Source organism: Micromonospora sp. U56 (assembly GCF_018070095.1).
GTDB classification, from domain to species: Bacteria; Actinomycetota; Actinomycetes; order Mycobacteriales; family Micromonosporaceae; genus Micromonospora; species Micromonospora purpureochromogenes.
Genome location: NZ_JAGPYL010000011.1, coordinates 28,720 through 52,455 on the forward strand (window position 1 = coordinate 28,720; position 23,736 = coordinate 52,455).

The window sequence follows — 23,736 nt, forward strand, 5'->3', positions numbered from 1 at the left end:
TTATTGTGTGCGCGCCGCCCCGTGCCACCGGCGTCTCCCGCCCGGCCCGCCGCGCCGCCCCCTGCGGGGTCAGATCCAGCGGCCGTCCAGCCACATCCGCGCCGACCAGTCGTCGTACGGCAGCAGGTTGCCCACGAAGATCGGGTAGAAGTACGCGAAGCAGAGCGCCACCAGCAGCACGTACGCGCCGACGATCACCCCGCCGATCAGCCGGCGGTCGTCGCCGCGCGCCAGGTCGGCGTCGGCCGCCGCGCCGCCCTCGGGAACAGTCGGGGTGACGATCGCGCCCAGCACGTAGACCACGGCGAGGACCAGGAACGGCAGCGCCGGAGCGGCGTAGAAGGAGAACATCGTCCGGCCGTCGAGGGCGAACCAGAACCAGGGCAGCAGGCCGCCGGCGAGGCTGAGCAGGATCGCTCCGGCCCGCCAGTCCCGCCGGGCCAGGCCCAGCCAGGCGGTCGCGGCCAGCGCCGGCAGGAACGACCACCAGAGCAGCGGCGTGCCGAGCAGCAGGATCTCCGAGGCGCAGCTCGGCGCGCCGCACGCCCCGTCACCCGACCAGTAGAAGGCCACCGGCCGGCCGAGCAGCAGCCACTGCCACGGCCACGACTGGTACTTGTGCGGGGTCTCCAGGCCGGTGTGGAACTCGAACGCCGCCCGGTGGTACTGGTACAGGTTGTTCAGCGCGCCGAGGATCGGGGTGTCGCTCAGCCCCGGGGTGTTGGGGTAGCGGGCGGCCAGTCGGTAGTAGCCGTCGTCGCCGAGCAGCCAGCCCGACCAGGTGGCCACGTACGTCACGACCAGCAGCAGCCCGGCGAGCACCAGCCAGGGCAGCTCGTCGAGGAGCGCGTCGCGCCACGGGCGGCGTACCCCGGCGGAGCGCCGGACGCCGACCTCCCACAGCAGCGCCAGCAGCACGAACACCGGCACGAAGTACAGCGCGCTCCACTTCACCGCGCAGGCGCAGCCGAGCAGCACCCCGGCCGCCAGCCGCCACCACGGCCAGGTGCGCCAGCCGCCGGCCGGTCGCCCGGCCCGCCCCGGCGCGGCCGGGTCCAGCCCGTCGTCCAACGCCCGGGCCCAGCGCCGCCGCCGGGCGTCCCGGTCGAGCACCAGCGCGCCGAACGCGGCCAGCACGAACAGCAGCAGGAAGATGTCGAGCAGCGCGGTGCGGGAGAGCACCAGGTGGAAGCCGTCCAGCGCGAGCAGCAGGCCGGCCGCGCAGCCCAGCGTGGTGGAGCGGAACATCCGGCGGGCGATCCGGGTCAGCATCAGCACCGACAGGATGCCGGCCAGTGCCGCCGAGAACCGCCAGCCGAACTCCGGGGCGGTGGTGAACAGGTGCCCCGGCACCGAGATGTTGTGCTCCTGGTCGGCGTAGCCGAAGGCCCACTCGCCGAACCCGATCAGCCATTTGCCCAGCGGCGGGTGCACCACGTACGACGGGCCGTTGTCCTTGTAGTTCCACTCGACGCCCTTGTCGATCAGGCCGTAGCCGTCCCGGGCGTAGTAGATCTCGTCGAAGATCTTGCCCTTGGGGCTGCTCAGGCCGAGCAGGCGCAGGATCGCGGCGATCACCACCACCACGGCGGTGGCGATCCAGGAGTTCACGTCCAGCCGGGCTTCGACGGTGGCGAGTCGGCGACGCACGACGGCCGGGACGCCGCCACCATCGGTGGGCGAAATGCCCTGGTCGGGTCCGGTCGCGTTCGCGCTCTGCGCTGTCGACGCACTCGTCACCCGGCGATCGTAGGCTCTGGAGGTGCCCGGTGGCGCCCATCGTCCCCGACATCGGCACGCCGATCGATGAAGGAGCGCTACTCGTGGGTGAAATGTCCGAGCCCGGGCGCCTGGTCCTGCTCGGCGCGCCGCTGGGCAACCCGGCCGACGCCTCCGCGCGGTTCCGCGAGGTGCTCGCCACCGCCGACGTGGTGGCCGCCGAGGACACCCGCCGCCTCACCCGGCTGGCCCGGGACCTCGACGTCACCGTCGGCGGCCGGATCGTCTCCTACTTCGAGGGCAACGAGGAGCGGCGTACCCCGGAACTGGTCGAGGTGCTGACCGCCGGATACCTGGTCGCGCTGGTCACCGACGGCGGCATGCCGAGCGTCTCGGACCCGGGCTACCGGCTGGTCCGGGGCGCACTGGACGCCGGCGTGCCGGTCACCGCCGCCCCCGGCCCGAGCGCGGTGACCACCGCCCTGGCGCTGTCCGGCCTGCCCTGCGACCGGTTCTGCTTCGAGGGATTCCTGCCCCGCTCGCCCGGCGGCCGACGGTCCCGGCTGCGCGCCCTGGCGGCCGAGGAACGGACCCTGGTCTTCTTCGAGGCCCCGCACCGGATCGCCGGCGCGCTGGCCGACCTGGCCGCCACCTTCGGCGCCGACCGCCCGGCCGCGCTCTGCCGCGAGCTGACCAAGACGTACGAGGAGATCGTCCGTCGGCCGCTCGGCGAGCTGGCGGACTGGGCCGCCGAGGGCGAGCCGCGCGGGGAGATCACCCTGGTGGTGGCCGGTGCTCCGGAGCGGCCGGCGGAACGCCCCGACGACGACGTGCTGCGCGCCGCGGTGGCCGAGCGGGAGGCCGCCGGGCTGTCCCGGCGCGACGCGATTAGCGAGGTCGCCGCCGGGTACGGGCTGCGCCGCCGCGACGTCTACACCGTGGTGCACGCCTGACGCGCGTCGACCTCACCACGCGGCGATCAGCATGCCCAGCGTGATCAGCACCGGCCCGCCGTAGGCGCCGGCCGTGGCCCAGCGGCGCTGCCGCGCGTCGGCCAGCCGGGTCGCCCCGGTCCCGCGGGCGATGCCGGCCCCGCCGCCGGCGACCACCAGCAGCCCGAGCAGCCAGCTCAGGTGCCGGCCGAAACCGGTGCCGACGTACGCGGTGTCGTCGCCCGCCCCGGTCATCCGCGCCGGCAGCGCCGTACCGGTGGCCCGGCGCTCGCCCGGCACCCCGCTGACCCGGACCCCGTGGGCGAGGAACCGGCCCCGGTCGGCGAAGAAGACGCCCCGGCAGCGCTGGGTCAGCCCGTTCCCGGTGCAGTCCGTGATCACCACCGTGCCGGTGCTGGCGTGCCCGACCGCGAGCCAGAACGGCCCGGCGCTCACCCAGGCGAAGAAGGCGGCGACCAGGCTCAGCGTCACCAGCACCGCCAGCCCTCGCACCGGGTCGGGCGGATGCGCGGGGCGCGACGGGCGGGGGCGGGCGGGTCCGGCGGGCGAGCGCTCGCCGCGCTTCGGCTCCTCGCGCAGCGGCGTACCGTCCCAGTGCACCTCCTCGATCGGCGCCCAGAAGGCGGCGCCCCCCTCCGCCGTACCCGCGTCGGTGGCGCGATCGGCGCGCGGGCCGCGCGCCGGCTGACGGACCGGGACCCGGCGCGGCACCGCGTCGACCGGCGCGCCGGTGGTCGGCTCGACCTCGACCGGCGTCTCGTCCGGTCCCGGCACCACCCGCGGCTGGGGCGCGACCGCGCCGCCCCGCGCCGGCGCGGCCGGCGGGTCCGTCCTGGTGCCCGGGGACTTCTCGCCACGCCCCGGTGCCGCTCGTCTGCCAGTCACGGCGTTCATTGGACACCGCGTCGGGGGAGGGGCCGGGCAGCTCAGGCCGCGTGTCGGCGACAAATCGGACGAACGGCCGGAGGTGGATCGACCGCCGGCGGTGTCGGCCCCGACACGGGGAGGCCTATTGGTTCGCGGCCACCGGGGCGCGGTCACTAGGCTTGCTGGTCATGAGTCACGTTCTCGCGGCGGTCGCCTGGCCGTACGCCAACGGCCCGCGCCACATCGGCCACGTCTCCGGTTTCGGCGTTCCCTCCGACGTCTTCGCCCGGTACATGCGGATGGCCGGCCACGACGTGCTCATGGTCTCCGGCACCGACGAGCACGGCACCCCGATCCAGGTGCAGGCCGACGCCGAGGGGGTCACCCCCCGCGAGCTGGCCGACCGGTACAACCGGGTGATCGCCGAGGACCTGCGGGCGCTGGGGCTCTCCTACGACCTGTTCACCCGCACCACCACCCGCAACCACTACGCGGTGGTGCAGGAGCTGTTCCAGGGGCTGCACCGCAACGGCTACATCGTGCCCAAGGTCACCACCGGTGCGATCTCCCCGTCCACCGGCCGGACCCTGCCGGACCGCTACATCGAGGGCACCTGCCCGATCTGCGGCTACGACAGCGCCCGCGGCGACCAGTGCGACAACTGCGGCAACCAGCTCGACCCGGTCGACCTGATCGACCCCAAGTCGAAGATCAACGGCGAGACGCCGAAGTTCGTCGAGACCGAGCACTTCTTCCTGGACCTGCCCGCCCTCGCCGACGTGCTGCGGCAGTGGCTGGACACCCGGGAGGGCTGGCGGCCCAACGTGCTGCGCTTCTCGAAGAACCTGCTGGACGACCTCCAGCCCCGGGCCATCACCCGGGACCTGGAGTGGGGCGTGCCGATCCCGCTCGACGGCTGGCGCGACCGCGGCGACAAGCGGATCTACGTCTGGTTCGACGCGGTGATCGGCTACCTGTCGGCCTCCATCGAGTGGGCCCGCCGCACCGGCGACCCTGAGGCCTGGCGGAAGTGGTGGTCGGCCGACGGCGAGGGTAAGGACGCCCGCGGCTACTACTTCATGGGCAAGGACAACATCGTCTTCCACTCGGTGATCTGGCCGGCGCTGCTCTCCGGCTACTCCGGCGAGGGCAGCAACGACGGCGAGCCGGGCGAGCTGGGCCGGCTCAACCTCCCCACCGAGGTGGTCGCCAGCGAGTACCTGACCATGGAGGGGCGCAAGTTCTCCTCGTCCCGCAAGGTGGTCATCTACGTCCGGGACTTCCTGGAGCGCTACGACCCCGACGCGCTGCGGTACTTCATCGCCGTCGCCGGCCCGGAGAGCAACGACACCGACTTCACCTGGGCGGAGTTCCTCCGCCGCAACAACGACGAGCTGGTCGCCGGCTGGGGCAACCTGGTCAACCGGTCCGTCTCGATGGCGGCGAAGAACTTCGGCGCGATCCCGCCGGTCGACCCGGCCGGGCTCACCGAGGCCGACGAGGCGCTGCTCGCCACCGCCCGGGCCGGCTTCGCCGTCGTCGGTGACCTGATCGCCAAGCATCGGCAGAAGCAGGCCATCGGCGAGGCGATGAAGGTGGTGGCCGAGGCCAACAGGTACCTCTCCGAGCAGGCCCCGTGGAAGCTCAAGGACGAGGCGGACAAGCCGCGGATGGGGACCATCCTGCACGTCGCCCTCCAGGTGGTCAGCGACGCCAACACGCTGCTCACCCCGTTCCTGCCGCACTCCGCCCAGAAAATCCACGAGCTGCTCGGCGGCACCGGCGTGCACGCGCCGATGCCGGTCATCGAGGAGATCGACGATCTCGACGGCGGGCCGGCGTACCCGGTGCTGACCGGCGACTACACGGTCGGCGCGCGCTGGGAGTCCGTACCGGTGCAGGCCGGCCGGCCGCTGGCGGCGCCGAAGCCGGTCTTCCGCAAGCTCGACCCCTCCATCGTCGAGGAGGAGCTGGCCCGCCTGGCCGGCTGAGCCGCACGTGGCGGCGCGGCCCACGGGTTTCCCCCGGGGCCGCGCCGCCGATCTTTCCGCCTCCGCCGTCAGGCCCGGGCCATGCTGGGCTGGCTGACGAAGTCCAGGATCGCCTTGGTGACCTCGTCGGCGTGCGTCCAGGGTGTGCCGTGCGGGGCACCGTTCAACGTCATCAGCTGGCTGCCCGGCAGCATCGGCTGGAGCCGCTGCCCCGTCGCCGGGTACGGCAGCACGTTGTCCTTGTCGCCCTGCACGATCAGCACCGGCACGTTGATCCTGGGCAGGTCGCCCCGGAAGTCGGTCTGCCAGGCGTCCACGCAGTCGTGGGTGCCCTTCGCCGAGGCCATCGTGCCGATGTTCCAGTGCGCCCGGTACGCCTCCTCGCTGACCCACCTGCCCTTGTTCTCCGAGTAGTTGAAGAAGGCGTCGCAGAAGGACGTCAGGAAGGCGAACCGGTCGGCCAGGATGGCCTGCTGGAAGCCGTCGAAGAGCTGCTTGTCGACGCCCTCCGGGTTGTCGGCCGTCTTCAGCAGGAACGGCGCCAGCGGCGCCAGCAGCACCGCCTTGCTCACCCGGCTCGACCCGTACGTGCCCAGGTAGCGGGTCACCTCACCGGTGCCCATCGAGTGCCCCACGAGCAGCACGTCCCGCAGGTCCAGCCCGGTCATCAGCACGTCGAGGTCCGCGCTGAAGGTGTCGTAGTCGTACCCCGTCGCCGGCTGGCCGGACGCGCCGAAGCCCCGCCGGTCGTACGTGATCACCCGGTAGCCGGCGTTCAGCAGCGGGATGGAGACCTTCTCCCAGGACGCGCCGTTGAACGGGAACCCGTGGATCAGCACCACCGGCTGGCCGGAGCCGTGATCCTCGTAGTACAGGTCGATGGGGGCGCTGTACTCCGCCCCGACGGTGATGAAAGGCATGCGGGTCTCCTGAACCGTGGAAGTCGGACGCCCGCGCTTTCCCGACCCGCTGCCCGTTATGCCCACCCGGCTCTACAGCACGTACGGCAGGTCCACCACCTGGTCGTCGGTGACCTCCGCGCCCGGCGCCCACGTCTCGTAGACGCCCCGTTCGTGGCACTGCGACCCGGTGTCGACCACCGAATCCGGGTCCGGTCGGCACAGCCGCAACCGCAGCCACCCCGCCTCCTCCCGCAACACCAGGCACGGCACGTCCCGCCAGCGCGCGTACCGCAGCCGCCGGGCCACCCACTCCACCGGGTAGCGGGCGGCCCGGGTCATCGCCAGCACCCGGAAGCCGCCGGGCAGGTCGGCCACCGCCTCGTACTCGGTGCCGCCGTGGCCGCCGACCAGTTGCGTGGAGCGGGGCGCCTCGCCGGTGGGGAGGTACTCCTGGTCGGGGGAGAGCTCCGGCACCGCGGCGAGCAGGTGCCGCCACTGCGGGCCGACCATCCGCAGCCAGCCGCGCTGCTCCGCCTGGTAGCTGTAGAGCACCACCTCCACCCCCTCCGCGGTGTACGCGACCAGGGTGGCGTTCGCCGGCAGCGGCAGGTCGGCGCAGTCCCGGGTGACGAACTCCGGGATCAGCTGCGCGTTGCTCGGCACGAAGCCGGTGCCCAGCACCGGCGGGCCGAGCCGGTCCCGGGGCGGCAGCGCCAGCAGCCCCCGGTGCGCCGGGCCGACCGGCACGTCGTAGTCGACCGGGTCGGCCGCCCGCCAGCGCAGCACGTACGCCACGTCGTCGCCGCCGCCCGCGCCGTCGCCGCGCAGCACCGCCAGCGCCGCCGGCGTACGCAGGTGCGCCACGTCGTGCTCCCGGTAGCAGAAGCCGTGCGGCAGCCAACCCCGCACGTAGCCGGCGAGCTGCTGGGCGGAGAGCACCTTCACCATCCGGGTGCCGCGCCGCACCACCGCCGAGGCGCGGACGGTGCTGAGCGTCGGGTCCCCGGCCGCCGTCGGCTGCTGGCTGAGCTGGTGCACGTGCGCCCAGCCGCGCTCCCGGTGCAGCGGCACCAGCAGCGGCGCCTCCGGCTCCTCGGCCGGCTCCGCCGCCCCCTGCACCGCGCCGACCTCGGTCACGTGGACGAACCTGCGCCACGGCAGCGCCGAGCCGGGCCGGGGCGCCCACTCGAAACCGGGTGCCTCGTCGGCGCGGAACAACTCGTACGCCGCGCCCCGGGCGATCTCCTCCGCCGGGTACGTCGTGCCTTCGTGGACGACGCGCAACCCGGTGTCGCTGGCCTGACGGGTGACGGTCATCCTGCAGACGGTAATCGCGGTTCATGCCGGGCCGGTGAACAGTCGATGGCGTCCCGGAGACATGGCCCGGTGGCGGTGTGTGATGCTGGCCGCGATGAGTGAGCCGACCGAAACCCGCAAGCAGCGGGCCGCCCGCCGGGCCGGGGAGTTCCCGCCCGCGCCGGAGGCGTTGCCCCGCCCCGTGCTCGACAGCCACACCCACCTCGACATCACGGTCAACGAGGCGGGGGTGCCCGGCGGCGGTCCCGCCGACGACCCGGTCGCCGCCGCGATCGAGGTGGCCGCCGCCGTCGGCGTGGACCGGCTGGTCCAGGTCGGCGTCGACGTGGACTCCTCCCGCTGGGGCGCCGGCGTCGCCGAGAAGTACCCGGCGGTGCTCGCCACCGTCGCGCTGCACCCGAACGAGGCGCCCCGGCTGGCCGACCTCGACGAGGCGCTGCGCGAGATCGAGGCGCTCGCCGCCCGGGACCGGGTCCGGGGCGTCGGCGAGACCGGACTGGACTTCTTCCGTACCGGCGACGAAGGGCGGGCCGCGCAGGAGGAGAGCTTCCGGGCGCACATCGCCATCGCCAAGCGGTACGGCAAGGCCCTGGTGATCCACGACCGGGACGCGCACGCCGACGTGCTGCGCGTCCTCGACGACGAGGGCGCGCCGGACACCGTGGTGCTGCACTGCTTCTCCGGCGACGCCGAGTTCGCCGCCGAGTGCGTCCGCCGGGGCTACCTGCTCAGCTTCGCCGGCACCGTCACCTTCGGCAGCGCCGGTGCGCTGCGCGAGGCCGCCGCGCTCACCCCGCTCGACCAGATGCTGGTGGAGACCGACGCGCCGTACCTGACCCCGATGCCGCACCGGGGGCGGCCGAACGCGTCGTACCTGATTCCGCTGACGGTCCGGTTCCTGGCTGACACCACCGGCGCGGACCTCGACGAACTCTGCGCCGCCATCTCCGCCACCGGCGACCGGGTCTTCGGCCCGTGGTGAGCGGGCCCGGTCCCGCCGATACGCTACGGGGCGTGACCGGACTCCTCGGCCCGGCGGAGATCCGGGAACTGGCCGCCCGGCTGGGCGTCGCCCCCACCAAGAAGCTCGGCCAGAACTTCGTGCACGACCCGAACACGGTCCGCCGGATCGTCACCGCCGCCGGGCTGGCCCCGGACGACGTGGCGCTGGAGGTCGGGCCGGGGCTCGGCTCGCTCACCCTGGCCCTGCTGCCGGTCGCCGCCCACGTGCACGCCGTGGAGATCGACCGGACGCTGGCCGGCGCGCTGCCGGAGACCGCCGCCCGGCACGCCGGCCCGGACGCCGCCCGGCTCACCGTGCACCACGCCGACGCGCTGCGGGTCCGCGCCGCCGACCTGGCCGAGCCGGCCCCGACCGCGCTGGTGGCGAACCTGCCCTACAACGTCGCGGTGCCGGTGGTGCTGCACCTGCTGGCCGAGCTGCCCACCCTGCGCCACGGCCTGGTGATGGTGCAGAAGGAGGTCGCCGACCGGCTCGTCGCCGGTCCCGGCTCCAAGGTGTACGGCGTCCCGTCGGTGAAGCTGGCCTGGTACTCCCGGGCCCGCGCCGCCGGCAAGGTGCCACCGAACGTGTTCTGGCCGGTGCCCAACGTCGACTCCGGCCTGGTCGCCTTCACCCGCCGCGAACCGCCCCGCGCCGACGTCCCCCGGGAACGCGTCTTCGCCGTGGTGGACGCCGCGTTCGCGCAGCGCCGCAAGACCCTGCGCGCCGCGCTGGCCGGCTGGGCCGGCGGCGCCGACCGGGCCGCCGCGGCGCTCACGGCGGCCGGCGTCGACCCCGGCGCGCGCGGGGAGTCACTCACCGTGGAGCAGTTCGCCGCCATCGCCGCGTCGGCTCCGGCCGCCGCGCCCGCCGCGCAGTAGGCTGGCGCCGTGTCCGCCGGGGGCACGCCGCACGTGTACGCGTACGACCTGGTTGACGGCCGCCGCGAGCCGGCCGCCGACTCCGCCGAGGAGCTGATCGTGGAGAAGCCGTTCGACATCCGCCCGCGCCGGCGGGACCTCGCCCCGTGACCGAGGCCTGGCGACCGGACGACGACGAGCAGCAGCGGCGCGGCGCCAGCGGACCGGTCCGCGTCCGGGTGCCGGCGAAGGTCAACCTGCACCTCGGGGTGGGGCCGTTGCGCCGCGACGGCTACCACGAGCTGAACACCGTCTACCACGCCATCTCCATCCACGACGAGCTCACCGCCCGCCGGGGCGACACGCTCACCCTGACCATGGAGGGCGAGGGCGCCGGCGAGCTGGCCCTGGACGACACCAACCTGGTGATCCGGGCCGCCCACGCCCTCGCCGGGTACGCCGGGGTGATGCCGCACGCCCGGCTGCACCTGCGCAAGCAGATCCCGCTCGCCGGTGGCCTGGCCGGCGGCAGCGCCGACGCGGCCGCGGCGCTGGTCGCCTGCGACGCGCTCTGGGGCACCGGGCTGTCCCGCGACGAGCTGGCCGGCATCGCCGCCGACCTCGGTTCGGACGTGCCCTTCCTGATCCACGGCGGCACCGCGTTGGGCACCGGCCGGGGCGAGGCGGTCAGCCCGGTGCTGGCCCGCCCCACCTCCTGGCACTGGGTGGTCGCCGTCGCCGACGGCGGCCTGTCCACCCCGGCGGCCTACCGGGAGCTGGACCGGCTCCGCGACGCCGGCAGCGCCGGTGAGCCGCTGGGCAGCACCGACGCGCTGCTCGCCGCGCTGCGCCAGCGCGACCCCCGGGTGCTCGCCGCCACCCTCGGCAACGACCTCCAGGACGCCGCGCTGGCCATGCGCCCGTCGCTGGCCGACACCCTCAAGGCCGGCGAGGCGGCCGGTGCGCTGGCCGGCATCGTCTCCGGCTCCGGCCCCACCTGCGTCTTCCTCGCCACCGACGCCGCCCACGCCGAGCGGATCGCCGGCGATCTGGAGGCGGCCGAGGTGTGCCGGGAGGCGCGGGTCGCCCACGGGCCGGTCGCCGGAGCCCGCATCACCTGACCGGCGCGCCCCGTACACAAGATCGACTCCAGGTCGGCGACATGGGGGCGTCCGGGTGGCGGGGACACCCCCGTTCCGGCGACACGGAGTTGATCGTGCGCGCCGGGCCGGGGCGGCCGGGCGACCCCTGCGCCGGGCAGCGTGCCGGCCCGAGCCGCGCGGCGCGGGCGGCCGGGCGGTCCGCGTACCCTTGGAGGTCAGGCGTCCCCAGGTGCCAGCCGGCACCGGGACGCCTTGATCATGGGAGGTGAGGTCGTGGCCAACATCGTCAACCTGGACCGGGTGTCCAAGGGGTACGGCGCTGCCGGGCCGCTGCTCACCGACGTCTCGCTCGGCCTCGACGACGCCGACCGGATCGGCGTGGTCGGCCTCAACGGCGCCGGCAAGTCCACCCTGCTGCGGCTGCTCACCAAGCAGGAGGAACCGGACGACGGCCGGGTCACCCACCGCCGCGACCTGCGGGTCCTCTGGCTGCCGCAGAGCCTCACCCTCACCCCCGAGGCCACCGTCCGGGACGTGGTGCTCGGCACCGCCTGGCTCGGCCAGAGCATGGGCGCCGAGCACGAGTGGGCCGGCGACGCCGGCGTCCGGGCCATCCTCGACGGCCTCGGCATGCCGCACCTCGGCCTCGACCAGCCCGTCGGCCCGATGTCCGGCGGCGAGCGGCGCCGGGTCGCGCTGGCCGCGCTGCTGGTCCGCGAATCGGACCTGCTGATCCTCGACGAGCCCACCAACCACCTCGACGTCGGCGGGGTCGACTGGTTGGCGAAGTACCTGGTCGGCCGCAAGGGCGCGCTGGTCGTGGTCACCCACGACCGGTGGTTCCTGGACGCGGTCTGCACCACCACCTGGGAGGTCGGCGACCAGGCCGTCCGCGCCTACGAGGGCGGCTTCGCCGCCTGGACCCTCGCCCGCGTCGAGCGGGAGCGGGTCGCCGCGGCCACCGAGGCCCGCCGGCAGAACCTGCTCCGCAAGGAGATCGCCTGGCTGCGCCGCGGCCCGCCGGCCCGTACCTCCAAGCCGCGGTTCCGGATCGACGCGGCCAACGCGCTCATCGCCGACGTCCCGCCGCCGCGCGACACCATGTCGCTGCAACGGCTCGCCACCGCCCGGCTCGGCAAGCAGGTGTACGACCTGGAGCACGTCCGCCTGAACGCCGGCCCGAAGGAAATCCTGCACGACACCACCTGGCAGGTCGGCCCCGGTGACCGGATCGCCATCCTCGGCCGCAACGGCGCCGGCAAGACCACCCTGCTGCGGATGCTCGCCGGCGTCACCCGGCCCGACGGCGGCCGGCTCCACACCGGCTCCACCGTCCGGCCCGCGTTCCTGTCGCAGGAACTGGCCGAACTCCCCGGCCACCTGCGGGTCCTGGAAGCCGTCGAGGAGATCGCCCGCCGGGTGCAGCTCGGCGACCGGGAGATCTCGGCCGCCCAGCTCGCCGAGATCTTCGGCTTCGACGACCGCCGGCTCTGGACGCCGGTCAGCGACCTCTCCGGCGGGGAGCGCCGCCGGTTGCAGATGCTCCGGCTGCTCGCCGGCGAGCCCAACGTGCTCCTGTTCGACGAGCCCACCAACGACCTGGACACCGACACCCTGGCCGCGCTGGAGGACCTGCTCGACTCCTGGCCCGGGACGATCATCGTGGCCAGCCACGACCGTTACCTGATCGAGCGGGTCACCGACGTCGCGTACGGGATGTTCGGCGACGGCCGGCTGGTGCACCTGCCCGGCGGGGTCGACGAGTACCTGTCGCGGGCCGGCGGCGCGGAGCCGGCGCGGGTCCCGGCGGCTCCCACGGCCGCCCCGGGCGCCGCGGCACCGACCGGCATGTCCGCCGCCGAGGCCCGGCAGGCCCGCAAGGAGCTGAGCCGGCTGGAACGGCAGATCGCCAAGCTGGAACAGAAGGAGACCGGGCTGCTCGACCAGCTCGCCGCGCACGCCACCGACTACGCCAAGGTCGCCGAACTCGACGCGCAGCTCAAGGAGGTACGTGCCGAGCGCGAGCGGACCGAGGAGGCCTGGCTCACCCTGGCCGACGAGATCCCGCCGGTCTGACCGCCGCCGCGCGTCCGTCCCGCCAGGAGACGGGGGCCGTGTGCGGCGTCACATCCCGGCGTGCGGGACAATCATCGTCGACCTCTCTCATCCCCACGGCGTTGGAGACTCAGACATGGCCCATACCCCCGTCAACCACCCCGCGCGGCCGATCTACCGGGCGATCGGCGGGCTCGTTGGTCTGTACCTGGTGGTCTTCGGTGTGCTCGGCGTCATCGCGAGCGCCGGCAACGACCTCCTCGCCCAGGATGACACCAAGGTCCTGGGTCAGGGGACCAACCTCGGATTCTCGCTGCTGAGCATCCTGCTCGGCATCGTCGTGCTGGCCGGCACCGTGATCGGCCGCAACCTCGACGTGGCGATCAACCAGTTCCTGGCCTACGGCCTGATGGTGCTCGGCCTGGCCGAGCTGGCGTTCCTGCAGACCGACGCCAACATCGGCAACTTCAGCATCTTCACCGTGATCGTGGTGCTGACGCTCAGCCTGGTCCTGCTGATGGCCGGCATGTACGGCAAGGTCGGCACCGACGAGGAGAAGGAAGCCTTCGAGAAGGCCCGGCTCGTCCTCTGATCCTGGTGGTTGCGCTCCGGCGACAACCGTCTGTGGTCCCGCTTCGTCCGTTGGCTTGCTCCCGGGCGGGGCGGGATCTTTCGTTTGCCCGGTGCCCGGCCGGCTGTTCGCCGGACGGTGGAGTCCGATCTGAGGGACAATCCTCCGGAAAGGGTCTTCTCGGACGGAGGGGTCAATGGCGCACTTTCCGGTGAACCATCCGGCTCGCCCGCTGTACCGGGTCGTCGCCGGGCTGGTCGGGCTCTACATCCTGGTCTTCGGCGTCTGGGGCGTCTTCGAGACCTGGGGGCAGCCGCTCTTCGACCGGGGCCCCAACTGGGCGCTCGGGCTCCGCACCAACCTGGCGTTCTCGCTGGTCTCCGTGGTCTTCGGGATCGTGCTGATGATCGGGGCGTCCCGGCGCAGCAACCTCGGCCACTACATGAACCTGACCGCCGGCGCGGTCTTCATGGTCACCAGCCTCGCCATGATGTCCGTCCTGCAGACCACCGCGAACTTCCTGAACTTCTCCATGTCCACGGTGATCGTGTCGATGCTCTTCGGCCTGCTGCTCCTCGCCACCGGCCTCTACGACAAGGTCGGCACCGACGAGCACGCCGAAGAGGAGCGCCGCCGCCGGCAACACCCGATCGCGGAGGCCGGCACCCGCTGAACCGGCCGGCGGTCAGGCCCGCTTGCGGGTGATCAGACCCGGCTTCGCCTCCAGGTGGGACAGCCCGTTCCAGGACAGGTTCACCAGGTGCGCCGCCACCACCTCCTTGCGCGGCTTGCGCACCTCCAGCCACCAGCGGCCCGTCAACGCCACCATCCCGACCAGGGCCTGCGAGTAGAGCTCGGCCAGCTTCGGGTCGTACCCCCGGCTGGAGAACTCGGCCGCCAGGATGTGCTCCACCTGGTGCCCGACGTCGTTCATCACGCTGCTGAAGTTCCCCGTCGCCGCCATCAGCGGCGACTCCCGGACCAGCACCCGGAACCCGCTGGTCTCCTCCTCGATGTAGGTGAGCAGCGCCAGCGCCGCCTGCTCCAGCAGCTCGCGCGGGTGCCCGGCGGTCAACGCCGTGGCGATCCGGTCCAGCAGGGCGCGCACCTCGCGGTCGACCACCACCGCGTAAAGGCCCTCCTTGCCGCCGAAGTGCTCGTAGATCACCGGCTTGGACACCTTGGCCCGCGACGCCACCTCCTCGATGGAGGTGGCGTCGAACCCGCGCTCGGCGAAGATCTGCCGGCCGATCGAGATCAGTTGCTCCCGCCGCTGCGCCGCGGACATGCGTACCCGGGAGGTGGGCTTCGCGGCCGGCGCGCTCGCCGCCCGCCGCCGTCCGTCGGTGGCCTCGTCCGCCATCTCGTCACCTCGCCGGCGCTCGGTGACGCCCTGTCGTGGGATGTTCCTGCCGCCGTGCCCGTCTACCTCGGTCACCCGGCAATACTGCCAGGTAACCTCCGCGGGCATCGCCCGGTTTCAGCGCCGTGCGGCCGGCTTCACCAGCTTGGCGGCGATCCGCTCCGGTTTCGGCCAGCGGACGTCCCGCGCCGCGCCGGCCTTCTCCAACAGCCAGATCACCCGGGCGGAGATGTCCACCTGGCCGCGCAGCACGCCGTGCCGCGCGCTCGTCGGGTCGGCGTGGTGCAGGTTGTGCCAGCTCTCGCCGAACGACAGGAGCGCCAGCGGCCAGAAGTTCGACGCCCGGTCGCCCTGCCGCACGGCGAACGGCCGCTCGCCGTAGACGTGGCAGACCGAGTTGATCGACCAGGTCACGTGGTGCAGCAACGCGATGCGGACCAGACCGCCCCAGAAGAGCGCCGTCCACGCCCCGGACCAGGACCAGGTCGCCAGGCCACCCATCACCGCCGGCCCCAGCACCGAGACCACCACCAGCAGCGGGAAGAGCCGGTCCACCCGCCGGGTGTCCCGGTCGGCCAGCAGGTCCGGGGCGAAGCGGGCCCGGTTGGACAGCTCCCGGCCGAACAGCCAGCCCACGTGGGCGTGGAACAGGCCCCGGGCCAGCCCGCGGACGCTCTCGCCGTAGCGCCACGGCGAGTGCGGGTCACCCTCGGCGTCGGAGAACGCGTGGTGCCGGCGGTGGTCGGCGACCCACTGGATGATCTCGCCCTGCACGGCGAACGAGCCCGCCACCGCCAACGCCACCCGCACCGGGCGCGGGGCCTTGAACGAGCCGTGGGTGAAGTACCGGTGGTAGCCGATGGTGATGCCCAGCCCGGAGAGCAGGTACCAGAAGGCCGCGATGGCCAGGTCCGGGCCGCTCAGCCAGCCGCCCCAGGCGACCGGGACGGCGGCGAGCAGGGCCAGGAAGGGTACGACCACGAAGGCCCACAGCGCGATCAGGATGCCCGTGGACTGCGGGCCCTGGGTGAGTGGCTTCGGCCCGGTGGCACTCTCGTCCGTCACGGTCGACATGGCACCTCCCAGCGCAGATATACGCCTACGTCACCGTAACTTAGGGTTCCGCCCCGGTGGAGTGGACAGTTGCGGACATGAATGAAGGGCCGGTCGCGGAGTCGAGAGCTGTACTGGAGGATCGAGGGCCTCTTCGCAGGGCTCGGTGCAGCGATCACGTAGGGGTGGGGCCGCTGAGAGGGAGGCGCTAAGCTGTCTTGCGTCACAGTCGGCCGTGGTGTAATTGGCAACACCCGGGTCTTTGGTACCCGTGTTTCAGGTTCGAACCCTGGCGGCCGAGCCTTCTCCGATATCGCGCCGCACGTGGGGTATGGGACTAAGCGCCCCGCAGTCTGGTTAGCATGGCCGCGAGAGTGTCGCCTTCCCGACGGGAGCCACGTCGTGCCCCAGCCCCACCTCCGTACCGTCGTCGTGCTCGCCGCCGGTGAGGGTAAGCGGATGAAGTCGGCGCTGCCCAAGGTGCTGCACCCACTGCTCGGTCGTACGCTGCTCGGTCACGTGCTGACCGCGGCCGCGCCGCTGGCCGCCGACCGCACCGTGGTGGTGGTCGGTCACGGCGCCGAGCAGGTCCGGGCGCACCTGACCGAGATCGCCCCGGACGCCACCCCGGTCCTCCAGGCGCAGCAGCTCGGCACCGGGCACGCCGTGCGGATCGCGCTGGAGGCGGTGCCGGAGGCCTCCGGCACGGTGGTCGTGATCAACGGGGACGTCCCGCTGCTGCGCGCCGAGACGGTGGCCGCGCTGGTGGCGGCGCACGAGGGCGAGGGCGCGGCGGCGACCGTGCTCGCCGCCGAGGTGCCCGACCCGACCGGCCTGGGCCGGATCGTGCGCGACGCCGCGGGGCGGCTGGAGCAGATCGTCGAGGAGCGGGACGCGACCCCGGCGCAGCGCGCGCTGCGGGAGATCAACGCCGGCATCTACGCGTTCGACGCGGTGCGGCTGCGCGACGCGCTGGGCAAGCTCTCCACCGACAACGACCAGGGCGAGGAGTACCTCACCGACGTCTTCGGCCTGCTCGTCTCGGCCGGGGAGCCGGTGGGCGTGCACGTCGCCGCGGACCACGTCGAGACGCTGGGCTGCAACGACCGGGTGGAGCTGGCGGGGCTGCGCCGGCTGCTGCGCGACCGGGTCAACGAGGCGTGGATGCGGACCGGGGTGAGCCTCCTCGACCCGGAGACCACCTGGATCGACGTCACCGCCACCGTGGAGCGGGACGCGGTCATCGACCAGAACACCCAGCTGCGGGGCACGACGGTGGTCGGCGCGCAGGCGGTCGTCGGGCCGGACGTGACGCTGATCGACACCGTGGTGGGGGCGGCGGCGACCGTGCTGCGCAGCCACGCGGTGGGCGCCGAGGTGGGTCCGGGGGCCAGCGTGGGGCCGTACGCGTACCTGCGCCCGGCCGCCCGGCTGGCCGAGAAGTCGAAGGTCGGCACGTTCGTCGAGGTGAAGAACTCCGAGGTCGGCCCGGGTGCCAAGGTGCCGCACCTGTCGTACGTGGGTGACGCGACGATCGGGGCGAAGGCCAACATCGGCGCGGCGACGATCTTCGTGAACTACGACGGGGTGAACAAGCACCGCACCGTGGTGGGCGAGGCGGCCTTCATCGGCTGCGACACCAGCCTGATCGCGCCGGTCGAGGTGGGCGCCGGGGCGTACGTGGCGGCGGGCAGCGCGATCTCGCAGGACGTGCCGCCGGGCGCGCTCGGGGTGACCCGGGCCCCGCAGCGCAGCATCGAGGGCTGGGTGGCCCGCAAGCGGGCCGGCACGGTGTCGGCCGCGGCGGCGGAGCGGGCGCTGGCGGAGGGTGCGTCGGCCGGTGGCCCGGTCGCAAGGGAAGGTGAGGCAATGCACGGGGACGCCGAGACCGTGGGACGGCCGTCGGCTGCGGGGGATACTGCAACCGAATAGTCCCCGGCTTCCGCCGCCGGGAACCACCGACCAACGGGAGCAGACGGGCCCATGGGCAGCATCGTCGCCGAAAACCGCAAGAGCCTGATGCTCTTCTCCGGACGTGGCTTTCCGGAGCTGGCCAAGGAGATCGGTGAGGTGCTCGGCGTCGCGCCGACGCCTTCCGACGCGTACGAGTTCGCCAACGGCGAGATCTTCGTACGCTACAAGGACTCGGTGCGCGGTTCGGACGCCTTCGTGGTGCAGTCCGTCACGCACGGGGTGAACACCTGGGTCATGGAGACCCTGATCATGATCGACGCGCTGAAGCGCGGTTCGGCCAAGCGGATCACCGTGGTGCTGCCGTTCTACCCGTACGCCCGGCAGGACAAGAAGCACCGGGGTCGGGAGCCGATCTCGGCCCGGCTGGTGGCCGACCTGCTCAAGACCGCCGGCGCGAACCGGATCCTCACGGTCGACCTGCACACCGCGCAGATCCAGGGCTTCTTCGACGGCCCGGTGGACCACCTCTTCGCGATGGACGTGCTGGCCGAGTACGTGGAGCACAAGTACGCGGGCCGGCCGATGACGGTGGTCGCGCCGGACTCGGGTCGGGTGCGGGTGGCCGAGCGGTGGACCGACCGGCTGGGCGGCTGCCCGCTGGCGTTCATCCACAAGACCCGGGACCCGCTGAAGCCGAACCAGGTGGTGGCGAACCGGGTGGTCGGTGAGGTCGAGGGTCGGGTCTGCCTGATCGTCGACGACATGATCGACACGGGTGGCACGATCAGCAAGGCCGCCGACATCCTCAAGGAGTCGGGTGCGGCGGAGATCGTCGTCGCCTCCACCCACGCCCTGCTGTCGGACCCGGCGACCGAGCGGCTGAAGAACAGCCCGATCAGCGAGATCGTGGTGACCAACACGCTGCCCCTCCCGCCGGAGAAGCAGCTCGACAAGCTCACCGTGCTGTCGATCGCGCCGCTGCTGGCCCGGGCGATCCGCGAGGTCTTCGACGACGGGTCGGTGACCACCCTCTTCGGCGGCCTGAGCTGAGCGCCGCGCCGCGGCGGTGACCGCGGCGCGGCACCGTTCCCGCCGGCCGGCGCGCCGGCGGGAACGGTGATGAGGGGACTGCCGGAAACCTCGGAATCAGCTCGGGTAGACTGGTGCGGTTGCCACGGCGAGGGTGCCCGGCGGGCCGCTGAAAAGCACCGCACGGAGGCACCGTCATCGACGCGGTGCTCCGGGCAGTCGTTCATGACGCATGAGCCCCAGCGAGCCCCTCGCCCCAGCACCGCAAGACGACAAGCCGCCGTAGCGAACGCATCAGGAGTTTCCCCGTGTCCGAGGTAAAGATCAGCGCCGAGCCCCGTACCGAGTTCGGCAAGGGTGGTGCCCGTCGTACCCGCCGGGCCGGCAAGGTGCCCGCCGTGCTGTACGGCCACGGCGAGAAGCCCAAGCACATCGCGCTCCCGGCCCGCGAGTTCGCGGCCGCGATCCGCAAGGGCGGCGCGAACCAGCTCTTCGCGATCGAGGTCAGCGACGGCACCCAGGTGCTGGCGCTGCCGAAGGCGATCCAGCGTGACCCGATCAGGGACACCTTCGAGCACATCGACCTGCTGCTGGTCCGCCGTGGCGAGAAGGTCACCGTCGAGGTCGCGGTCCAGCTGACCGGCGAGGCCGCCAGGGACACCCTGATTGTGCACGACCACGACACCCTGTCGGTGACCGCCGACGCCACCAAGGTGCCGGACCACCTGGAGGCCTCGATCGAGGGCCTGGAGGCCGGCACCCAGGTGACGGCCGCCGACGTGCAGCTGCCGGCCGGCGTCGAGCTGGCCACCGACGCGGAGCTGCTGGTCGCCTCGGTGACCGCCGCCCCGACCGCCGAGCAGCTCGAGGCGACCCTGCCCGAGGTCGAGGTGGCCGACGCGGAGGTCGAGGCCGGGGTCGGCGAGGAGACCGCCGAGGCGTCCGAGGGCGCCGAGGCCGGCGAGCCGGCCGCCGCCGGTGGCGAGGAGAGCGCCGAGACCGGGGCCTGATCGGTCCGCATCGTTTACGGCAGGCGCTCCCGGCGGACAGCGGGGGGCGCCTGTCGGCGTATCGGGACAGGTGCGGCGCTGAGCGGGAGGGACGGGACGTGACGGACGAGGTGGGGCCGTGGCTGGTGGTCGGCCTGGGCAACCCCGGTCGGGAGTACGCCGGTAACCGGCACAACGTCGGTTTCCTGGTCGCCGACCTGCTGGCGGGCCGGGTGGGGGCGAAGTTCGGCCGGCACAAGCGGGCGGTGGCGGAGGTCGCCGAGGGGCGGCTGGGTTTCGGCGGGCCGAAGCTGGTGCTGGTCAAGCCGCTGACGTACATGAACCTCTCCGGCGGTCCGGTGGCGGCGCTGGCCCAGTTCCACAAGATCCCCGCCGAGCGGGTGATCGCGGTGCACGACGAGCTGGACATCCCGTACGGCCAGCTGCGCATCAAGATCGGCGGCGGCGAGGGCGGGCACAACGGCCTGCGCTCGATGTCGAAGTCGCTGGGGACGAAGGAGTACGTCCGGGTGCGGTTCGGCATCGGTCGCCCGCCGGGGCGGCAGGACCCGGCGGACTACGTACTGTCGGATTTCGGCGCTGCGGAGCGCAAGGAGCTGGAGTTCCTGGTCGACCGGGCGGCGGACGTGGTGGAGTCGGTGGTCACCAAGGGCGTGGAGCCGACGCAGAACGCGTACCACGGGGCCTGAGGGCGGGGCGTACCGGGAACGGGTCGCCCCGGCCGGTAGTCTGCGCCTTCTGGCGTGCCGCGACCCGCGACCCGGATCGCGGCGAGGCGACGGGAGTGGTACGTGGGCAGTCCTCCGATGATCGACGGCGCGTTCGCCCGGTGGCTGGCGGCGCGGGCCGGGCAGGCGTTGCTGGGCTTGCGTGCCGAGATGGGGTTCGCCGACGCGGGCGCCCTGAAGTCGGCCGGGGACAAGGTCTCGCACGACCTGATCCGTACCGAGCTGGCCCGGTGGCGACCCGGTGACGCGGTCCTGTCGGAGGAGGACGAGGGCTCGCGGCTGGCCTGGGCGGCGGAGGTGAACCCGGCGGCGGTGTCCCGGCTGACCGCCGACCGGGTGTGGATCGTCGACCCGCTGGACGGCACCCGGGAGTTCGCCGAGGAGGGGCGCTCGGACTGGGCGGTGCACGTGGCGCTCTGGGCGCGCAACGCGCCGACGCCGCACGGGCTGGTGGCCGGGGCGGTGGGGCTGCCGGCGCAGCACCGGGTGCTCGGCACGGACCACCCGCCGGCGTACCCGCCGATGACGTTGGAGGCGGCGACCGCGGGTGGCGGGCGGACGCTGCGCCTGGCGGCGAGCCGGAGCCGGCCGCCGGTCTTCCTGAGCGACCTGGCGGAGGACGTGGGCGCGCACCTGGTGCCGATGGGCTCGGCCGGTGCGAAGATCGCCGCGGTGGTGACCGGTGAGGTGGACGCCTACATCCACGCCGGTGGCCAGTACGAGTGGGACTCGGCCGCCCCGGTCGCTGTGGCGACGGCCACCGGCCTGCACGCTTCCCGGATCGACGGTTCTGCGCTGAAATACAACGAGGCGGATCCGCGGCTGCCGGACCTACTGGTCTGCCGCAAGGATCTCGCCACTCGGTTGCTTGCAGCGCTGCAGAGACATTCCGGGTAGCCTGAGCGCTTGTTCTTGATGTATCCGACCGGAAAGGTCTGGAATCCATGAGCGGATCCACGCCGATCGAGACCGTGTCATGACCGCCCCCGCCCGCTTCTACCAGGTCTCCCACCTCGACGCGCTCGAGGCGGAGAGCATCTTCGTGATGCGTGAGGTGGTCGCGGAGATGGAGCGCCCGGTGCTGCTCTTCTCCGGCGGCAAGGACTCCATCGTCATGCTCCGGTTGGCCCAGAAGGCGTTCGCCCCGGCCAACATCCCCTTCCCGGTCATGCACGTGGACACCGGGCACAACTTCCCCGAGGTCCTGGAGTACCGCGACCAGCGGGTCGCCGAGCTGGGCCTGCACCTGATCGTGGCCAGCGTGCCGGAGGCCCTGGCCAGGGGCATGGTCCGCGAGTCCGGCGACGGCATGCGCAACCGGATCCAGACCCCGGTGCTGCTGGACGCGGTGGAGAAGCACCGCTTCGACGCGCTCTTCGGCGGCGCCCGGCGGGACGAGGAGAAGGCCCGCGCCAAGGAACGGGTGTTCAGCTTCCGCGACGAGTTCGGCCAGTGGGACCCGAAGAACCAGCGCCCCGAGCTGTGGTCGCTCTACAACGGCCGGCACCACCCGGGCGAGTCGATCCGGGTCTTCCCGCTGTCCAACTGGACCGAGCTGGACGTCTGGCACTACATCGCCCACGAGCGCATCCCGCTGCCGTCGATCTACTACGCGCACGAGCGCGAGGTGGTCGAGCGCGACGGCATGCTCTACGCGGTGAACGAGTTCTTCCGCCCCCGCGCGGGGGAGGAGCGGTTCAAGGCCCGGGTGCGCTACCGCACCGTGGGCGACGCCTCGTGCACCGCGGCCGTCCGCTCGGACGCCGACACGGTGGAGAAGGTGATCGAGGAGGTGGCCGCCACCCGGATCACCGAGCGCGGCGCGACCCGCGGCGACGACCGGGTCAGCGAGGCCGCCATGGAGGACCGCAAGCGGGAGGGCTACTTCTGATGAGCACCGAGACCATCGCCGGGGGCGCGGCGGACAGCCGCGCCGCCACCGGGGCCGGGCCGGAGGCCCGGCCGATGGACCTGCTGCGCTTCGCCACCGCCGGCAGCGTGGACGACGGCAAGTCCACCCTGATCGGCCGCCTGCTGTACGACACCAAGTCGCTCTTCACCGACCAGCTCGCCGCCGTCGAGGCGGTCAGCGCGGCCCGGGGTGACGAGTACACCAACCTGGCGCTGCTCACCGACGGCCTGCGCGCCGAGCGGGAGCAGGGCATCACCATCGACGTGGCGTACCGCTACTTCGCCACCCCCCGGCGGAAGTTCATCATCGCCGACACCCCGGGGCACATCCAGTACACCCGGAACATGGTCACCGGCGCCTCCACCGCCGACCTGGCGCTGATCCTGGTGGACGCCCGCAAGGGCCTGGTCGAGCAGTCCCGCCGGCACGCCTTCCTCTGCTCGCTGCTGCGGGTGCCGCACCTGGTCCTCTGCGTGAACAAGATGGACCTGGTCGACTACTCGCAGGAGGTCTTCGAGCGGATCGCCGACGAGTTCACCGCGTTCGCCGCGAAGCTCGACGTGCCGGACCTGACCGTGGTGCCGATCTCCGCGCTCAAGGGCGACAACATCGTCACCCGCTCGGAGAACATGCCCTGGTACGAGGGCCCGTCGCTGCTGCACCACCTGGAGCGGGTGCACATCGCCTCCGACCGCAACCTGGTCGACGTGCGGTTCCCGGTGCAGTACGTGATCCGTCCGCAGTCCACCACCGTCACCGACTACCGGGGCTACGCCGGGCAGGTGGCCTCGGGCGTGCTCAAGCCGGGGGACGAGGTGATGGTGCTGCCCTCCGGCTTCACCAGCCGGATCGCCTCGGTGGAGACGGCGGACGGCCCGGTGGCCGAGGCGTTCCCGCCGATGTCGGTGACCGTCCGGCTGGAAGACGAGATCGACATCTCGCGGGGCGACATGATCTGCCGGCCGAACAACTCGCCGGCGGTGTCGCAGGACATCGAGGCGATGGTCTGCTGGATGGACGAGACCCGCTCGCTCCAGGTCGGCGGCAAGTACGCGATCAAGCACACCACCCGGTCGGCCCGGGCCATCGTGCGCGGGCTGCACTACCGGCTGGACATCAACACCCTGCACCGGGACGAGGCGGCCGGCGAGCTGAAGCTCAACGAGATCGGCCGGGTGCGGCTGCGCACCACCGTGCCGCTGCTCGCCGACGAGTACCGCCGCAACCGCACCACCGGTGGCTTCGTCATCATCGACGAGACCACCAACCGCACCGTCGCCGCCGGCATGATCGTCGACACCGCCTGACCCACCCCGGGTTGGCCGGACGCACTTTCAGAGAAAGAGTGGCTATTCCGACGTGGATAGCCACTCTTTCTCTGTAAGA

At 72.8% G+C, this 23,736-nt stretch carries 22 protein-coding genes and 1 tRNA gene; 17 read left to right on the forward strand and 6 right to left on the reverse strand.

Annotated elements, in window-relative coordinates; all coding sequences use genetic code 11:
- Nucleotides 1-69 precede the first annotated feature (69 nt).
- A complete protein-coding gene (locus tag KBX37_RS06815) occupies nt 70-1,740 on the reverse strand; it encodes a dolichyl-phosphate-mannose--protein mannosyltransferase (RefSeq protein ID WP_210775068.1) in 1,671 nt (556 codons plus the stop codon).
- Between the two features lie 92 nt (nt 1,741-1,832).
- Between KBX37_RS06815 and rsmI the strand changes: the two genes are divergently transcribed.
- On the forward strand, nt 1,833-2,672 hold the full coding sequence (gene rsmI / locus KBX37_RS06820) for a 16S rRNA (cytidine(1402)-2'-O)-methyltransferase (protein ID WP_247657197.1): 840 nt from the start codon (nt 1,833-1,835) through the stop codon (nt 2,670-2,672).
- A 12-nt stretch (nt 2,673-2,684) separates the two neighbouring features.
- On the opposite strand, the gene KBX37_RS06825 is transcribed toward rsmI, so the two are convergent.
- Entirely contained in the window at nt 2,685-3,566 is an 882-nt protein-coding gene (locus KBX37_RS06825) for a hypothetical protein (RefSeq protein WP_247657180.1), read from the reverse strand.
- 161 nt (nt 3,567-3,727) lie between these two features.
- Here KBX37_RS06825 and metG point away from each other — a divergent pair, with 161 nt between their 5' ends.
- Nucleotides 3,728-5,530: a methionine--tRNA ligase gene (gene metG, locus KBX37_RS06830; RefSeq protein ID WP_210775070.1), complete on the forward strand. Its 1,803-nt coding sequence runs from the start codon at nt 3,728-3,730 to the stop codon at nt 5,528-5,530.
- A 68-nt stretch (nt 5,531-5,598) separates the two neighbouring features.
- On the opposite strand, the gene KBX37_RS06835 is transcribed toward metG, so the two are convergent.
- Both KBX37_RS06835 and KBX37_RS06840 read right to left on the reverse strand, forming a co-directional pair.
- A complete protein-coding gene (locus tag KBX37_RS06835; RefSeq protein WP_210775071.1) occupies nt 5,599-6,450 on the reverse strand; it encodes an alpha/beta fold hydrolase in 852 nt (283 codons plus the stop codon).
- A 72-nt stretch (nt 6,451-6,522) separates the two neighbouring features.
- Nucleotides 6,523-7,749, reverse strand: coding sequence for a hypothetical protein (locus KBX37_RS06840; protein WP_210775072.1), 1,227 nt, complete (start codon nt 7,747-7,749; stop codon nt 6,523-6,525).
- 82 nt (nt 7,750-7,831) lie between these two features.
- Between KBX37_RS06840 and KBX37_RS06845 the strand changes: the two genes are divergently transcribed.
- The 7 genes from KBX37_RS06845 (at nt 7,832) to KBX37_RS06875 (ending at nt 14,014) form a co-directional block, all read left to right on the forward strand.
- Nucleotides 7,832-8,731, forward strand: a complete 900-nt coding sequence (locus KBX37_RS06845; protein WP_210775073.1) for a TatD family hydrolase — start codon at nt 7,832-7,834, stop codon at nt 8,729-8,731.
- Between the two features lie 32 nt (nt 8,732-8,763).
- Nucleotides 8,764-9,633: a 16S rRNA (adenine(1518)-N(6)/adenine(1519)-N(6))-dimethyltransferase RsmA gene (gene rsmA, locus KBX37_RS06850; RefSeq protein ID WP_210775074.1), complete on the forward strand. Its 870-nt coding sequence runs from the start codon at nt 8,764-8,766 to the stop codon at nt 9,631-9,633.
- Between the two features lie 9 nt (nt 9,634-9,642).
- Nucleotides 9,643-9,783: a hypothetical protein gene (locus tag KBX37_RS06855; RefSeq protein WP_210775075.1), complete on the forward strand. Its 141-nt coding sequence runs from the start codon at nt 9,643-9,645 to the stop codon at nt 9,781-9,783.
- Nucleotides 9,780-10,733, forward strand: a complete 954-nt coding sequence (locus tag KBX37_RS06860) for a 4-(cytidine 5'-diphospho)-2-C-methyl-D-erythritol kinase (protein WP_210775076.1) — start codon at nt 9,780-9,782, stop codon at nt 10,731-10,733. The genes KBX37_RS06855 and KBX37_RS06860 overlap by 4 nt, the downstream gene beginning before the upstream one ends.
- A 255-nt stretch (nt 10,734-10,988) precedes the next feature.
- On the forward strand, nt 10,989-12,791 hold the full coding sequence (locus KBX37_RS06865) for an ABC-F family ATP-binding cassette domain-containing protein (protein WP_210775077.1): 1,803 nt from the start codon (nt 10,989-10,991) through the stop codon (nt 12,789-12,791).
- A 115-nt stretch (nt 12,792-12,906) separates the two neighbouring features.
- Nucleotides 12,907-13,362 (forward strand): DUF4383 domain-containing protein, encoded by a 456-nt coding sequence (locus KBX37_RS06870; protein ID WP_210775078.1) that lies wholly within the window; start codon nt 12,907-12,909, stop codon nt 13,360-13,362.
- Between the two features lie 175 nt (nt 13,363-13,537).
- On the forward strand, nt 13,538-14,014 hold the full coding sequence (locus KBX37_RS06875; protein WP_210775079.1) for a DUF4383 domain-containing protein: 477 nt from the start codon (nt 13,538-13,540) through the stop codon (nt 14,012-14,014).
- 12 nt (nt 14,015-14,026) lie between these two features.
- On the opposite strand, the gene KBX37_RS06880 is transcribed toward KBX37_RS06875, so the two are convergent.
- Nucleotides 14,027-14,704, reverse strand: a complete 678-nt coding sequence (locus tag KBX37_RS06880) for a TetR/AcrR family transcriptional regulator (RefSeq protein WP_210775118.1) — start codon at nt 14,702-14,704, stop codon at nt 14,027-14,029.
- A gap of 117 nt (nt 14,705-14,821) precedes the next feature.
- Nucleotides 14,822-15,778, reverse strand: a complete 957-nt coding sequence (locus KBX37_RS06885; RefSeq protein ID WP_210775080.1) for an acyl-CoA desaturase — start codon at nt 15,776-15,778, stop codon at nt 14,822-14,824.
- 208 nt (nt 15,779-15,986) lie between these two features.
- On the opposite strand from KBX37_RS06885, the gene KBX37_RS06890 reads away from it, so the two are divergent.
- The 8 genes from KBX37_RS06890 to cysN all read left to right on the forward strand — a co-directional run bounded on the left by KBX37_RS06890 (nt 15,987) and on the right by cysN (nt 23,657).
- Nucleotides 15,987-16,058 (forward strand) — tRNA-Gln (locus KBX37_RS06890).
- 101 nt (nt 16,059-16,159) lie between these two features.
- Nucleotides 16,160-17,689 (forward strand): bifunctional UDP-N-acetylglucosamine diphosphorylase/glucosamine-1-phosphate N-acetyltransferase GlmU, encoded by a 1,530-nt coding sequence (gene glmU, locus KBX37_RS06895; protein WP_210775081.1) that lies wholly within the window; start codon nt 16,160-16,162, stop codon nt 17,687-17,689.
- A gap of 51 nt (nt 17,690-17,740) precedes the next feature.
- Nucleotides 17,741-18,721: a ribose-phosphate diphosphokinase gene (locus KBX37_RS06900; protein WP_154939736.1), complete on the forward strand. Its 981-nt coding sequence runs from the start codon at nt 17,741-17,743 to the stop codon at nt 18,719-18,721.
- A 287-nt stretch (nt 18,722-19,008) separates the two neighbouring features.
- A complete protein-coding gene (locus KBX37_RS06905) occupies nt 19,009-19,710 on the forward strand; it encodes a 50S ribosomal protein L25/general stress protein Ctc (RefSeq protein ID WP_210775082.1) in 702 nt (233 codons plus the stop codon).
- Between the two features lie 98 nt (nt 19,711-19,808).
- A complete protein-coding gene (gene pth / locus KBX37_RS06910; protein ID WP_210775083.1) occupies nt 19,809-20,399 on the forward strand; it encodes an aminoacyl-tRNA hydrolase in 591 nt (196 codons plus the stop codon).
- A 117-nt stretch (nt 20,400-20,516) separates the two neighbouring features.
- Nucleotides 20,517-21,335: an inositol monophosphatase family protein gene (locus KBX37_RS06915; RefSeq protein ID WP_210775119.1), complete on the forward strand. Its 819-nt coding sequence runs from the start codon at nt 20,517-20,519 to the stop codon at nt 21,333-21,335.
- A gap of 79 nt (nt 21,336-21,414) precedes the next feature.
- Nucleotides 21,415-22,329 carry a sulfate adenylyltransferase subunit CysD gene (cysD, locus tag KBX37_RS06920; RefSeq protein ID WP_210775084.1) on the forward strand — a complete coding sequence of 305 codons (915 nt, stop codon included), beginning with the start codon at nt 21,415-21,417 and terminating at the stop codon, nt 22,327-22,329.
- A complete protein-coding gene (gene cysN / locus KBX37_RS06925) occupies nt 22,329-23,657 on the forward strand; it encodes a sulfate adenylyltransferase subunit CysN (protein WP_210775085.1) in 1,329 nt (442 codons plus the stop codon). The genes cysD and cysN overlap by 1 nt, the downstream gene beginning before the upstream one ends.
- The last annotated feature ends 79 nt before the right edge of the window (nt 23,658-23,736 follow it).